Source organism: Chloracidobacterium sp. D (assembly GCF_018304685.1).
In the GTDB taxonomy this organism is placed as follows: Bacteria; Acidobacteriota; Blastocatellia; order Chloracidobacteriales; family Chloracidobacteriaceae; genus Chloracidobacterium; species Chloracidobacterium thermophilum.
Genome location: NZ_CP072634.1, coordinates 2,403,766 through 2,416,749, shown reverse-complemented (window position 1 = coordinate 2,416,749; position 12,984 = coordinate 2,403,766). Strand labels below are relative to the sequence as shown.

At 60.0% G+C, this 12,984-nt stretch carries 12 protein-coding genes and 1 tRNA gene; 4 read left to right on the top strand and 9 right to left on the bottom strand.

The features are described 5' to 3' along the window. Nucleotides 1-39: 39 nt before the first annotated feature. The 3 genes from J8C01_RS10235 (at nt 40) to J8C01_RS10225 (ending at nt 1,901) form a co-directional block, all read left to right on the top strand. Nucleotides 40-777 (top strand): CDP-alcohol phosphatidyltransferase family protein, encoded by a 738-nt coding sequence (locus J8C01_RS10235; protein ID WP_014100545.1) that lies wholly within the window; start codon nt 40-42, stop codon nt 775-777. A 97-nt stretch (nt 778-874) separates the two neighbouring features. Beyond that, nucleotides 875-1,567 carry a hypothetical protein gene (locus J8C01_RS10230; RefSeq protein ID WP_211431849.1) on the top strand — a complete coding sequence of 231 codons (693 nt, stop codon included), beginning with the start codon at nt 875-877 and terminating at the stop codon, nt 1,565-1,567. A gap of 19 nt (nt 1,568-1,586) precedes the next feature. Then, nucleotides 1,587-1,901, top strand: a complete 315-nt coding sequence (locus J8C01_RS10225) for a DUF3592 domain-containing protein (protein WP_211431848.1) — start codon at nt 1,587-1,589, stop codon at nt 1,899-1,901. Here the strand turns inward: J8C01_RS10225 and J8C01_RS10220 are convergent. The 5 genes from J8C01_RS10220 to hflX form a co-directional block, all read right to left on the bottom strand. Beyond that, on the bottom strand, nt 1,887-3,272 hold the full coding sequence (locus tag J8C01_RS10220) for a M24 family metallopeptidase (RefSeq protein ID WP_211431847.1): 1,386 nt from the start codon (nt 3,270-3,272) through the stop codon (nt 1,887-1,889). The genes J8C01_RS10225 and J8C01_RS10220 overlap by 15 nt on opposite strands. A 140-nt stretch (nt 3,273-3,412) precedes the next feature. Further along, a tRNA-Arg gene (locus J8C01_RS10215) sits at nt 3,413-3,486 on the bottom strand. A 13-nt stretch (nt 3,487-3,499) separates the two neighbouring features. After that, a complete protein-coding gene (locus J8C01_RS10210) occupies nt 3,500-4,096 on the bottom strand; it encodes an OmpH/Skp family outer membrane protein (RefSeq protein ID WP_211431846.1) in 597 nt (198 codons plus the stop codon). Nucleotides 4,097-4,157: 61 nt separating this feature from the next. Next, the gene (gene bamA / locus J8C01_RS10205) at nt 4,158-7,055 is read right to left on the bottom strand and encodes an outer membrane protein assembly factor BamA (RefSeq protein WP_211431845.1); all 2,898 of its coding nucleotides are present in this window, start codon (nt 7,053-7,055) and stop codon (nt 4,158-4,160) included. A 277-nt stretch (nt 7,056-7,332) separates the two neighbouring features. Next, nucleotides 7,333-9,054, bottom strand: a complete 1,722-nt coding sequence (gene hflX, locus J8C01_RS10200; RefSeq protein WP_211431844.1) for a GTPase HflX — start codon at nt 9,052-9,054, stop codon at nt 7,333-7,335. Nucleotides 9,055-9,118: 64 nt separating this feature from the next. On the opposite strand from hflX, the gene cofG reads away from it, so the two are divergent. Further along, nucleotides 9,119-10,303, top strand: coding sequence for a 7,8-didemethyl-8-hydroxy-5-deazariboflavin synthase subunit CofG (gene cofG / locus J8C01_RS10195; RefSeq protein ID WP_211431843.1), 1,185 nt, complete (start codon nt 9,119-9,121; stop codon nt 10,301-10,303). Here cofG and hisF read toward each other — a convergent pair. The 4 genes from hisF to J8C01_RS10175 form a co-directional block, all read right to left on the bottom strand. Further along, the gene (gene hisF / locus J8C01_RS10190) at nt 10,264-11,034 is read right to left on the bottom strand and encodes an imidazole glycerol phosphate synthase subunit HisF (protein ID WP_211431842.1); all 771 of its coding nucleotides are present in this window, start codon (nt 11,032-11,034) and stop codon (nt 10,264-10,266) included. The genes cofG and hisF overlap by 40 nt on opposite strands. A gap of 54 nt (nt 11,035-11,088) precedes the next feature. Beyond that, nucleotides 11,089-11,313: a DUF433 domain-containing protein gene (locus tag J8C01_RS10185; protein ID WP_211431841.1), complete on the bottom strand. Its 225-nt coding sequence runs from the start codon at nt 11,311-11,313 to the stop codon at nt 11,089-11,091. A 73-nt stretch (nt 11,314-11,386) separates the two neighbouring features. Beyond that, on the bottom strand, nt 11,387-12,133 hold the full coding sequence (locus J8C01_RS10180; RefSeq protein ID WP_211431840.1) for a PmeII family type II restriction endonuclease: 747 nt from the start codon (nt 12,131-12,133) through the stop codon (nt 11,387-11,389). Beyond that, nucleotides 12,087-12,977 carry a DNA-methyltransferase gene (locus J8C01_RS10175; RefSeq protein WP_211431839.1) on the bottom strand — a complete coding sequence of 297 codons (891 nt, stop codon included), beginning with the start codon at nt 12,975-12,977 and terminating at the stop codon, nt 12,087-12,089. Before J8C01_RS10175 ends, J8C01_RS10180 begins: the two co-directional genes overlap by 47 nt. Nucleotides 12,978-12,984: the final 7 nt, after the last annotated feature.

Here is a 12,984-nt window from a genome sequence, read left to right as displayed (position 1 = left end):
GGACGGTCATCCTGGCGGAGAAAGGTTTCCAGCGGCTTCATGCTTAGTGAACGCATTGGCAGTGCTGGCACAAAGGTTCTGGACACGCTGGTTCGCTACCTTGCCCGAATCTTTCCCAACCCGAATACGCTGACTTTCATCGGGCTGCTCATCAACATCGGCTGTGCTGTCCTTTATGGGTGGGGTCACTTTTTCATTGCCGGACTGGTGATGATCGTGGCCAATCTGTTCGACATGCTCGATGGACGGGTGGCGCGGCTCACCGGACGGGTGACACGGTTTGGCGGCTTCTTTGATTCGGTGCTCGACCGCTACTCGGATGTCATCGTCCTGATCGGCATCATGGTGTTCTATGCGCGGAATACGCCCCAGCACAGTACGCTCTACGTCACACTCGCGGGCATTGCGCTGCTGGGTTCGGTGTTGGTCAGCTACACCCGCGCGCGGGCGGAAAATCTCATCCAGCAGTGCAAGGTCGGCTTTCTGGAGCGCCCGGAACGGGTGGTGCTCATCATCATCGGCTCGCTGACTGAAATCGGCCCGGAAGACAACCCGTTCCTGCACAAAATGCGGGCGGTGCTGTGGGTGCTGGCCGTGTTGTCCCACTGGACGGTCGTGCACCGGATGTACCACACCTATCTGGAAGCCCGGCGACTGGACATGACTGGCGACACGCCCCCGGCTGAGCCGACCACACCGGCCGCGCCGGAACAGGATGGGGTATGGGAACCGGCACTGGCCAAAAAACAGGCGCCCTCCTGGTACCGGGCTACCTAGCAGGCGCTTTAACGCGAGTTATGCGGAGGGCGAAAGACGCCAGATGAAAACAAAACCGCATCCCGGCCCGGAGCGACGGAGGAGGAAACCGGCAACGATGGTATGTCCTTGCTGTGGTCGGAAACATCAAGACTTACAGGCTGGTTGTGTCTGCGGCGCGCGCGCCATCGCCGCGCCACAGACGGATGAAATTGTCGCCCTGCCACGGGTGGGAGAGGCAGTGTGCGGCCTCGCCTGTGCCATTCTGGGGCTGGGAAGTTTCTTTACCCCCTGGCTCATTGTCCCGGCGCTGCTCGGTGCCTATGTGAGTCTGAGGGCCTCCCGCCGGGCGCGGCGCGAACCGGCGCACTTCGGCGGTCTGCGCTGGGCACAGGCTGGCGTGGTGTTGTCCAGTCTGGTGCTGCCGGCGCTGCTGGTGTATGGCGGCTACCGGGCTGCGCGGTGGTATGCTGACGAGCAGGAACGTGCCCGCGCCGCCAGCCGGGCGCGGATGCTCGAACTTGCCCTGGCGATTCAGGCCTACCAGAAGCAGCGGGGGGCACTGCCCTCGCCTCAGCTTCAGGAACTGCGGACGGCAGGGTTGGCGCCCAACCTGGTGACGGATGCGTGGGGCAAGAAGCTGCGCTACCAGCCCACGGGTGCATTGGCGGCGACCAGTCCGCTGACCACACCGCTGCTGACCCAGTACAGCATTGTCTCGGCGGGGGCGGATGGCGAGTTTGGCACGGCGGATGACCTGGTGCTTCGGGACGGAGTCTTCGTCCCGGCAACCCCGGGCTCTGAGAACTAGCCACACCGGATGGTTGGCCATGGCGGAAGTACGTTCCCAAGGCACGCTGAGCCGCTGGCGGAGCTGGTGGCAGCGTCTGTTGGGCCGGGAAGACCCGGAAGCCGCCCGGCGACGCTGGTTACGTCAGTCTGGTCGCATCATCGAAGGTGAAGTGCTCGACATCCGCCCGGCAGGCCAGGGCACGTTGGTACGCTACCGGTACGAAGTGGCCAGTGTCGAGTACGAGTCGTTTGACGTGGTGGATACGTCCGGGCGGGAAAACCGCTATTGGCCGGGGCAGCGCGTCAGCATCCGGTATGACCGCCGCCGGCCATCGAACTCAATCCTTGACTGAATCCCGCTGACGGGGCAGCCGGTGCGCCTGGCGCATAGCCTGCTCGATGGCTTCCGGGCGCGAAGGAATGTCGCCGGAAAGCTTGACCAGTCCGGTCTCCGTCACCAGGTAGTCGTCTTCGATGCGGATGCCGATGCGTTCGGCCGGAATGTAAACCCCCGGCTCAATGGTGATGACGCTCCCCGGCGGAAGTGGCTGCCCGTAGTCGCCCACGTCGTGAACGTTGAGGCCGATGAAGTGCCCCAGCCCGTGGATGAAAAAGTTGTCCAGGGTCAGGTTGTTGCCGGCACGCAGCGGGCTGGAACGCATCGCCTCCCGGGCGGCCCTGGTCAGGTCACTCATCCGGCTTTTGCCGGGTACAAAGGCTTTGACCGCCGCTTCCTGCGCTGCCAGGACGAGTTCGTAGAGTTCGCGCTGCCGCCGGCTGAACCTGCCGTTGGCCGGAAAGGTACGTGTGATGTCAGCCGTATAGCCCCGGTACTGTGCACCGACATCCACGACCACGAGATCGCCATCCCGAATCTGGTCCCGGTTGCGGTTGTAGTGCAGGATGGTGGCATTCTGCCCGCTCCCGATAATGCAGGGGTAGCCCGGCCGCTCCGCACCGTTACGGTAGAAGGCGGCCAGAACGACGGCCTCGATTTCATACTCGTAGCATCCGACCGTCAGGTGTCTGGGAATATCACGGAAGGCCGCGCCGGTGATGCGGATGGCTTTCCTCAGCAGGTCCACCTCAGCCGGTGTCTTGCACATGCGCATGAGATTGACGGCCGAGCGGGCATCAGTGATGGGAAGTGCCGGGACAGTTTGCTGCACCAGCTCCAGCAGTGTGCGGACGGCCCGTTCTTGCGTCTCCTGCGGGTTGGCGATGAGGTAAATTTTGCTGCCGTCCGGGAGTGCGGCCCCAATTTCCCGTAACACTTGGGAGAGCGTATCGGTCGGCAGGGCTTTTTCCATGCCAAAGCGTTGCTCGGCTTCCTGATCCGGTCCCGGCTGGGGGCCCGTCCAGCGTTCCATCTGCGGGTCGCGGCGCGGAAGAAACAGGATTTCCTGCGCGCCCTGGTAGGGAACCGGAGTGAGCAGCAGCGTTGCGCCCGGCGCTTCCACGCCGGTGAGGTAGAAAAAGTTTTCGTCCTGAAAAAATTTCTCACTCACGCCCAGTGAGGTTTCGATCCGTCCGGGAACAAGCACGATCCCGTCCTTCAACTGCGCCCGCAGGCGCGCCCGCCGCGCCTGGAAGTCAGCCAGCGGTTGCTCGGCCAGCATGGGCACGGACTTGGGAAGGTCCGTGGGAAGGAGGGCCGCCTGGGGCAGCGGCCACGCGCCAAACAACCAAAAGCCAAGCAGAAAAGCAGCGAGCCGGCGTGACATGGGAGGTGGTTGGCTATGAGCGTGAGGTTGCGGCCCGTCCCGCAACCTGACCGGACAGGAAAGCCTGCCCAATGGCTTTCTCTGGTTGGGGCCGGCGACGGTTCTCCGGTGCCGGCCGGGACTGGTTGAAGCGGATGCAGTGCGCCCAGTAGGACTCGAACCTACGACCTACTGCTTAGAAGGCAGTTGCTCTATCCAACTGAGCTATGGGCGCACAAAACCATTGACTAGCGGGAAGCTGCCGGCTTCGTGACCGGGTTGTTCTGATTATAGCGGGCAGCAAAGTCTTCGGTAATGTCCATGCCGGGCGCGAGATAGACGAGTCCTCCGGCTTCGGCCGCCGTGACAACGTCGAGCAGAATGTGAATGCCACGCTCCTTGGCATAGGCTTCGAGCGCCTTGGAAATCTTTTCGCGGACGGGATTGAGCAAAATCGCGGCCCGCTTTTCGACGGCTTCGTTGAGGTCTTCCTGCCGCCGTTTGAAGTCCTTTTTCTTGCGTTCGAGGTCATCGGTGCGTTTGAGGCGCACATCGGGCGCAAGCTGGTCGGCCAGACGCTGAAGCGCGTCTTCTTCGGCCTGAATCTCGGCCCCTAAGCGTTGGATAGCATCCAGTGTCGGGCGAAACTCGGTCTGGAGTGTCACGACCTGCTGCCGGTATTCGTTGATGAGTTCACCAAACGCCTGGGTGTTGACGACCGCAATGCGGGGCGGAGCCGGGGCCGCCTGTGGTGCAGGTGGTTCAGTTGTGATGGCGGGGGACACCGGCAGGCTTTCGCCAACCGGAGGCAGGAGGCTCAACGCAAGACATGCAAACAGGGGCATAAGCTGTATCCTTCACAAAACAGTAACCAGGAAGGTCGGCACGGAAGCAAACCACGCCACCCTAGAACGTTCGCCCGACAGTAAAGCGGATGACACCACGTTCTTCAATGATACCAAGCTGGCGTGGGTCAAAGACGTTGGTTTTCGCGCCGGGGTTATAGGCAAAAATCAGGCGGAAGGGCACCTGTAACACCGGCAGGTTGACCTGCAACTCGGCTCCAAGCGAGGCGCGGAAGTTGCGCCCGATGCCGCCCAGCGTCTGGCTCAGGTTGACCTGCGTCCGGGAAGCCTGCTGGGCCTGAACGAACGCCACCCGAAAGCCATCCGGCAGGGGGCCGCTGGGATTGGGATCGTTGGGACGGGTGCCGTCAAGGCGGGTGCCGTCCGGGCGCAGAATGATGGGGCCCGGCACGGGTGAATCGGGCGTCGAACCCAGCGTAGCCGGCAGCGCCCGCGCGCGGATGCTCTGATCGCTCAGGGAGCGGAGGTTGAACACCGAGCCGCCATCGGCAAATAGGGCTACCGAAAGCGGCCCGACAATAGGGATGCGATACTCAAGGTTCAGCAACAACTGGGAGTCGCCGCCAACCGGAATGAATTGGAAAGAGCCAGGCGGAAGCGGAAAGAGCTTGTCCGTGTAGGTGTATTCCTGAATGACCGTCGGGCTGACCTGCAGGCCCGGTTGCAGCACCTGTCCGGTCAGAGCATCCACGACCCGGACGTCCGTCGTTGTCCGGCGGTCCTCAATGGGGGCAACCGGTGAAATCGTACGAATCCCGTAGCCGCGAATCTCGAACTCGCCGCCCGTATAGAAGCGGTTGAACTGGGGAACGCCGCCGATGAAAGCCAGCGAGTTGCTGTCAAAGGGCGTGCCGTAGGCGCTCACGTGGGCCGCCCGGAAGCGCATGCCCAGCACGGCCGGTTTTTCGATGCCCTGCCCCAGAAAACGGAAGGGGCGGAATTCACGGTATTCGAGCACCGGGGCCAGGTTCTTGACCCGTCCGCCCAGGCCCGACCAGGTGAAACTGAGGGTGAAGTTGCGCCCGTTCGTCGGGTTGATGGGATTGTTGACCGTGTTATAGACGAACGAGGGTGTCAGGGAACTGATCGTGATGCCCGGCTGCGCGAAGGTCACGATGATGTCGTTGTCGGGGTTGTTGTCACGGTTGACCGGCGGATCGGTAATGCGTGAGCGGCTGTAGCTGTAGCTGACGCCAATCCGCGAGACGCGGCTGAACTTGGGAAACCGGTTGGTGAGTACGGCCAGCGGAGCGGAAAGCGATAGCGAAGCCCCGGTGGTGTCCTGAGTAAAGAGGTTTCGCTCGTCCAGTCCGGTGAAGCTGTTGAAAAAGCCGCTGGCAATGGCCGCGCCGCTGATGCCGCTGGCATAACGGAAACGCTGACTGAAGACCGAAACGCCAAACCCAATCCGGCGGTCAAGGAAGTAGGGATCGCTGTACGACAGGGCGATGTTGCGAAAGAGGTTTCCGGCCTGGATGTCCACCGCAACGCTCTGTCCGTAGCCAAACAGGTTGTTTGTCGTGTAGGTCAGGCCGATGAACGAGCCGCCAATGCCGGAAACACCGCCAGAAAACTGAATCTGCTGGCGTCCACGTTCCTTGACCTTGATGACGACGTTGACCGTCTTGCGGCGTTCGTCGGTCGTCGTCTGGATGTCTTCCTTTTTGATTTCGTCGAAGTAGCCAAGCTGGTTGAGCAGCAGGATGGAATACTCCATCAGTTCCTGATTGTACGGCTCACCTTCGCTGACGAGCAGTTCGCGCCGCAGCACCTTGTCGCGGGTCGTGTTGTTGCCGGAAAACTCGATCTGCTCGATGGTATAGACCGAACCTTCCTCGATGAAAATGGTGAAATCCGCGACGCCTTCGGATTCTCCGGGGGCGGGTGGCTTGAAGGTGGGCTGGACGTTGACATCCGCCTGAATGTAACCCCGGCTGCCATAGGCCTTTTTGAGGCGCTCATAGACGCCTTCCCGGATGGTTTTGGCGCTGGCGATGTCGCCCTTGCGCATCCCTGAAATGAGCAGCACCTGTTCGGGTGTGAAAATGGTTGAACCTTCCGTGGTGATCTCCCCAAACCGGTAGCGGATGCCCTCGTCAATCGGGACGACAATCCGCAGTCCGTCGGACTTTTTGCTGATAAGCGGGATGCCGCCGCCGACCTTGCCGATGTTCTCGATGCGAGGCTTGCCAATCGTCGGGCGCAGGTAGCCCTTTTCACGCAGGAACTGCGCCACCAACTGCATGTCCGTCTCGAACTTCTCCGGTGAATAGACATCCTTGGAGGTGAAGCGGGTGAGAAAGCCGGACGGTTTGGTGTATTTCATCTGCTTGCGGAGCGTGCGGCTCGAAAAGACCTGATTGCCCTCGAAGTCAATTTTGGCGACCCGGACGCGCGCGCCTTCGTCCACATTGAAGATGATGATGATGGAGGTCTTCGATACGTCCTCGATTTCGGCCGTCACGATGGCATTGGGGCGGCCACGTTCGCTGAGCATGGTCTTGAGTTCGGCTTCTGCCCGCTTGACTTGGACGGGATCGTAGGGGGAGTCCTTGGTAAGCGAGATGCGCTTTTCTTTGTAGCGGGTCAGCACATCGCTGAGCTGAATGGACTTCAATCCTTCGTACTGAATGTCCCGGATGACCGGATATTCGGTCAGGTTGAAGACGACGATGACGCCGCCTGTATTGCCCGGTTCGAGGGTGACATTGCTGCGCAGGGGGTCAAAAAAGCCTTGGGCGAGAACGGCCTGGTAGTCGCGCTGGGCCTGCTCGGCGCTGTAGAGGTCGCCCGGTTTCATGGTGACGTACAGGCGCAGGGTGTCAGTAGGAATCCGGCGGTTGCCCCGGAACTGCACGTCTTCAATGAGTTGCGGCTGGAGGGGGTCCTGCATGGCATCGGCCTGGAGTCCTCCCTGGGCCATGACCGGCGTGGTCATCACCACCCCACAGAACAGCCAGGCCGCCAGGGTCAGGACGGCCCAGGCGGCGTGAAGAGGAAAAACGGATGATGGAAAAGACCGGAACATGAAACGTAACACGATAAAAGAAAGTCACATCGCCCAGCAAAGGTAGGAATCGCGCAACAAGGCGCGCATCATAGCTGAATCATAGGTGCAATCAAGAAAAGTCATTTTGTGGCGTTTGACGACGTTTCAGGCCTGGGCAGCAGGCAGCCACCGGCTTGAGGGCAAAAGTACCCGTCGGGAACGTGCTTCAGGAAACAAGCGCGCTGGCGTTGCCAACCGGTTCCCAGGGGGCATATCCGGCGCCCACGCCTGCTTCCCGGTTGCCAGGTGAAGAAAGCCAGGCATCTATGGATTGCAATAGCGGCGGCAGCGTTGCCCGGTCGTAAGCCACGATGGCAATTGCCTGATGGCGGACGCAGAGCGCTGCGACCTGCTCGGCCGGAAGGAGATCCGCCTTGTTGAAGACAAGTTGGCGTGGCAGGTGCGAAAGCCCCAGTTGCGCCAGGATGTCCTCCACGGCGGCGATGCGCCGTTCGTAGTCGGGAGCAGCAATGTCCACCAGGTGCAGGAGCAAATCGGAAGTTTCGATTTCTTCGAGCGTCGCCTTGAAAGCTGCCATCAGCGTGGGTGGCAGGTCCCGGATGAACCCGACGGTATCGTTGATAATGATGTCGCGGTCGCGCGGCAGGCGGAGCCGGCGGCTTGTGGGGTCGAGGGTGGCAAACATGCGGCGCTCGGCCACGACCTCACTGGAGGTCAACGTGTTGAGCAGGGTGGACTTTCCGGCGTTGGTGTAGCCGACGATGGAAACCACTGGCAACTGCTGCCGGTCACGTTGCGCACGGCGTGTCTGGCGTTGGCTGCGCAGGCTCGTGATGAGTTTTTCCAGGTCGGCAATCCGGTCGCGGGCCCGGCGGCGGTCCACTTCGAGTTTCGTCTCGCCGGGCCCACGGGCGCCGATGCCGCCGGCCAGCCGGGACATATCCGCCCCGTGTCCGGCCAGACGCGGCAACAGGTATTTGAGCTGCGCCAGTTCGACCTGAACTTTCCCTTCGCGGCTGCGGGCGCGCTGGGCGAAGATGTCCAGAATGAGCTGGGTGCGGTCGAGAATTTTCAGGTCGGTTGCCGCTTCGATGGTCCGTACCTGCGCTGGAGACAGGTCCTGGTCAAAGAGCAGGACATCGGCCGCATGCTGGAGGCTGCGGATGATGACTTCCTGCAGCTTGCCTTTGCCGAGCAGGGTTTTGGGGTCGAGTTCGCGTCGCCGCTGGATGAGCTTGTCCACCACGACCAGATCGCACGATTCCGCCAGTTCGACGAGTTCTTCCATGGAGGCTTCGGCGTCTGCCAGCGCCCCGGTCGTGACCACGACCAGCATGGCGCGGTCCCGCAGGTCACGCGCGTCCCGCAGCCGCCGGGTGCGGGCAAACTCGGCTTCGAGATGTTCGATGAGGTCGAGGAAATCCACCTGGAGCTGACCGGGGTGCACTTTGTCCAAGTAGGCCCAAGGTTCTGCTGTATCGTCCGTGACAGCATCGGTGGCGGGGAGAAGATGGGCGGCGTGAATCCAGTTTGGCAGGCCGTTGTCGCCGACGCTGATGACGCCCATGAGATCGAGACGCAGCAATGCCAGGTCGTTGAGGTCGTCGCGGGTCAGCCCCGGCCCGGAAAGCTGCGTGTGCAGACACCGCAACCCGCGAAAACGCCCCTGTCCGACGCGCACCCGCTTGAGGTCGGGAATGACGATGCTACCGGCGTCACCGACCATGACACATTCGACCTGTCCGTGCCGGCTGATGAGCACGCCGACCTGCCGCCGGATTTCAGCCGAAAGTTCCGTCATCTGCCGCGCCAACTCCGGAGTGATGATGTCCCGTGGCGGAACCCGGCGCGCAAGCAGGCGTTCGAGCCGCCTGACCTGACTGGATTTGAGACCTTGTGTGTTACCTTCGACCTTGGAAATAGGCATCCCTCACATTTCAGCCATTGCGTGACCCGCTATGGTCCGGCACGCCAACGGCAGGATGGTTGACTTGGTTTCAGCATACGCACGCCCGGAAAAGATGCAACGGGGCGGTTCCCAGCCCACAGGCCTGGAAGGCACCGGCGCAGGTTGGGAAGCCTCCGGTTCGGAACCGCACCGGCTGGAAGTCGTCACCTGCTCGCACAGCCTGACGTTCATTCCCACCTACAGTTGTCTTTTTGCCTGTGGCTACTGCGCTTTCGCGCGCCCGACCCCGCTGGCTTCCCTCGAAGAAGCGGCGAGCTGTTTTGTTCGCGGAAAACAGGCTGGTTGTCATGAAGTGCTTATTATGAGCGGCGAAGGCGTCATGGTCTTTCCGCGCCTGCGGGCAACATTGGCTGCCTGGGGTTTCCGGGACTACCACGACTATCTGGCCGCCGTGTGCCGGCTGGCGCTCGAACAGGGTTTGCTGCCGCACATCAACATCGGCAATCAGACAGAGGAAGAATTCCGCCGTCTGCGCCCGGTTTGTGTTTCGATGGGCATGATGCTGGAAACAACCAGCCGGGAGCTGCTCCGGCAGCCAGCCCATCAGCATGCGCCAGGAAAGGCACCCCACCTGCGGCTGGCGACACTGGCTGCGGCCGGACGGGCGCAGGTGCCGTTTACAACGGGTCTGCTCATCGGCATCGGTGAAACACCGGCCGACCGCGAAGCCTCGCTGGAGGCGATTGCCGAACTGCATCACCAGTACGGACACATTCAGGAGGTCATCCTTCAGCCGTTCGTTCCCCATCCGGGAACGGCCATGGCGGATTGGACGGGGCCGGACGTTCCAACGCTGGCCGCCGTCGTACGGTTGGCGCGCGCCATTCTGCCGTCGGACATCGTCATCCAGATTCCGCCCAACCTCGTGCCAGAGGCTGCCGACCGGCGGGAACTGGTGCTGGCCGGAGCGCGTGACCTGGGCGGTATTTCGCCGGAACCGGACCAGATCAACCCGGATGCCCCCTGGCTGGCTCCGGCGCGCTACGCAGCCGAACTGGCGGCGTGGGGTTTTGTACTGCGTCCGCGTCTGGCGGTGTATCCCCGGTTTCAAACCCGTGCCTGGCTGGATACGGCCGTTTATGACCTCGTGCGCTCCAAGCAGGCGGAACTGGACGCTCTGGGTGCGATTGCGCCGGTTCCGGCTCCGGCGGCTGATGCGCCCGGCGGTCAGACCTGCCGGACGCACACCCCGCGCGCGTGCAGGTAGGCTTTGGCCTCGGCGATGGTGTGCTGCCCGAAGTGAAAAATGGAAGCGGCCAGCGCAGCGCTGGCCCCGCCGACGGTCAAACCGGCATGCAGGTGTTCAAGCTTCCCCACGCCGCCTGAAGCAATGACCGGAATGGACACCGCGGCGGCCACCTGCGCGGTGAGTTCGAGATCGTAGCCGTCCTGTGTGCCGTCGCGGTCCATACTGGTCAGCAGGATTTCGCCGGCGCCCAGCCGTTCGGCTTCGATGGCCCAGGCAATGGCGTCTTTGCCCGTCGGAGTACGTCCGCCGTGCAGAAAGACTTCCCAGCGTGGCGGGTTTGTCTCCGGGATGCGCCGGGCATCAATGGCGACGACGATGCACTGGCTGCCGAATTTCAGCGCGCCTTCGGCAATGAGCTGTGGTTGCTGGACGGCGGCCGTGTTGATGGAAATCTTGTCGGCGCCGGCGAGGAGAATGGCGCGCATGTCGTCCACGGTACGGATGCCGCCGCCGACCGTGAAGGGAATGAACACGGCATCAGCCACGGCGCGTACCATCTGGGTGACAATCGCCCGGCGGTCGGATGAGGCGGTGATGTCGAGAAAAACGAGTTCGTCCGCGCCTTCGGCATCGTAGCGCCGCGCCTGGGCAACGGGGTCGCCGGCGTCCACGAGATCGAGGAAGCGGACGCCTTTGACAACCCGCCCGGCGTTGACATCGAGGCAGGGAATGATGCGCTTGGCCAGCATCGCGGTGTTTCAGATACCTTGGTTGGTGTTCACTCTATCGTGGGTAAATCGTGGTCAGGCAATGAGTACGGGATGATCAAGTTTACGCGACGCATAGGTAAGCACGGCCCTCAAATCATCCATTTCCAGATCGGGCAGCTCTTGTAAAATTTGTTCAGAATTCAGCCCTGCTGCAAACAAATCCAGAACATCAGACACCCGGATTCTCATACCGCGAATGCATGGACGCCCTGTACACTGCTTGGGATTGGCCGTAATCCGTTCAAGTAGCTCTGACATTTAAAGAAGTCTCCATAAAAAGGTAAGAGACCATAAGTGTCTGAAACCATCTTACATATCAAAGTTAGAAGGGTTATTTACCGGAGTTATAGGCTAAAATCTCTTCCCAGTTCAATTTTCCATTACTTTTGCAGAATTTTTGTAGCAATTCTGCGGTCATTTTATTTACCAGTTGGTTGTAAAGCTTTTGCACTTGTAGATTAGGTTGATATGCCCCTTTTCCAAGTGGTTCTATAATATCAATGTAGAGTGTCTCCTCATCTGATATGAACTCCCAGAATGCCTGGCCACAAAGCTTGATATAGTCACCTTTGTGTTGTTTTACAGAACGTCCATAGCAACAACCATTTACTGCTTCAACGTATGTTATTTGGGAGTTTTGCTGCAAAATCTTTTTGGCATTTTTGAAATTGGAAATCATCCGAGCAATCTGCTGGCTATTTCCCCAGTTTGGGCCTGACTTTATTGAAACAATGTAGTGTTTTCCATTTTTTTCAAACTCCAGATCAATGCCTGTGGCCGATGACTTGCGTCCCCCGTGAACTTGACTGCAAACAAAGATAGCCAATCCTTCCAGAAATCCTCCGAACATAGACTCTTCCTGTGAGGACAGGTGTGCATCAAGGATGCTTCTTACAAGGGCTTCTGCTGTTTGTATGTCTTTCGCACGGTACAGGTATGGGTTTTTCCTTCGAAGAATATCTTCTAATTTCAGTTGTTCGAGACTTTGTTTTCGAGCCTGATGAAAAGAAACGATATTTTGCTCAATATAATCAGCCAGCTTCTTCTTTATGAGCTTTTTTTTCGTCGTTGATGCCATAGTCTTCACCAAGCTCAAACAAGGTCATCTTAACTGGATGGAGACGTGTTTGTGCCAAGTCTATATATTCTGACTTGATGTCGATTCCGACTGAGTTACGCCTAAGCCTCTGCGCCGCCTCACAGGTCGTTCCTGAACCGACGAATGGATCAAGGACCCAGTCACCCTCTTCGGTAAAGAGCCTGATAAACCATTCCGGCAGGGCCAGTGGAAATGAAGCACTATGCTGTTTGTTTCCAGTCTCCGTCGCCAGATGAAGTACGTTTGTCGGATAGGCCAGATGGCGGCCCAGCCAATTGGCAATATTTTTGCCGAAACCACTGCCTACACGGGAATCAAAGCGCACCACATCATTTTTGCCGAGTGATTTCAAGCGTGTCTCGGACCAGTTTCCCATCGGAACACGGACGGCATCCTGAAACATCTTGAACTTCCTGCTTTTGTTGAATTGCAGACAGCGTTCCCAGGCATCCCGGAAGCGATTGGGCCACTTGCCGGGATAGCAGTTTTTCTTGTGCCAGATGTACTCTTCCGTCCACAGCCACCCCTGTCGGCGGAGCGCCAGGATAAGTTCCAACACGTAAGTATGGCGTTCGCCGTCAACCACCTTTTCCTTGATGTTCAGGATAAATGTCCCACTCGGTTTCAGGACACGCCGGAATTCCTCGGCGCGCGGGAGAAACCACTCCACGTAGTCATCCGGGTGAATGCCGCCGTAGGTTTTTGCCCGGCTGTCGGCGTAGGGGGGCGAGGTGATGATGAGATCGAAGGTGTTGTCCGGGAACGTTTCGGAAAGCACATCGAGGCAGTCTCCCTGAAGCAGTTCGGTTTTGATTTCGCGCATCGCTTTC

Bases quoted from the DNA above. Each gene is read 5' to 3' on its own strand.
- J8C01_RS10220 (WP_211431847.1), bottom strand. From the start codon at position 3,272: ATGTCACGCCGGCTCGCTGCTTTTCTGCTTGGCTTTTGGTTGTTTGGC.
- J8C01_RS10225 (WP_211431848.1), top strand. From the start codon at position 1,587: ATGGCGGAAGTACGTTCCCAAGGCACGCTGAGCCGCTGGCGGAGCTGG.
- J8C01_RS10210 (WP_211431846.1), bottom strand. From the start codon at position 4,096: ATGCCCCTGTTTGCATGTCTTGCGTTGAGCCTCCTGCCTCCGGTTGGC.
- hisF (WP_211431842.1), bottom strand. From the start codon at position 11,034: ATGCTGGCCAAGCGCATCATTCCCTGCCTCGATGTCAACGCCGGGCGG.
- J8C01_RS10235 (WP_014100545.1), top strand. From the start codon at position 40: ATGCTTAGTGAACGCATTGGCAGTGCTGGCACAAAGGTTCTGGACACG.
- J8C01_RS10175 (WP_211431839.1), bottom strand. From the start codon at position 12,977: ATGCGCGAAATCAAAACCGAACTGCTTCAGGGAGACTGCCTCGATGTG.
- J8C01_RS10230 (WP_211431849.1), top strand. From the start codon at position 875: ATGGTATGTCCTTGCTGTGGTCGGAAACATCAAGACTTACAGGCTGGT.
- hflX (WP_211431844.1), bottom strand. From the start codon at position 9,054: ATGCCTATTTCCAAGGTCGAAGGTAACACACAAGGTCTCAAATCCAGT.
- bamA (WP_211431845.1), bottom strand. From the start codon at position 7,055: ATGACCACGCCGGTCATGGCCCAGGGAGGACTCCAGGCCGATGCCATG.
- J8C01_RS10185 (WP_211431841.1), bottom strand. From the start codon at position 11,313: ATGTCAGAGCTACTTGAACGGATTACGGCCAATCCCAAGCAGTGTACA.
- J8C01_RS10180 (WP_211431840.1), bottom strand. From the start codon at position 12,133: ATGGCATCAACGACGAAAAAAAAGCTCATAAAGAAGAAGCTGGCTGAT.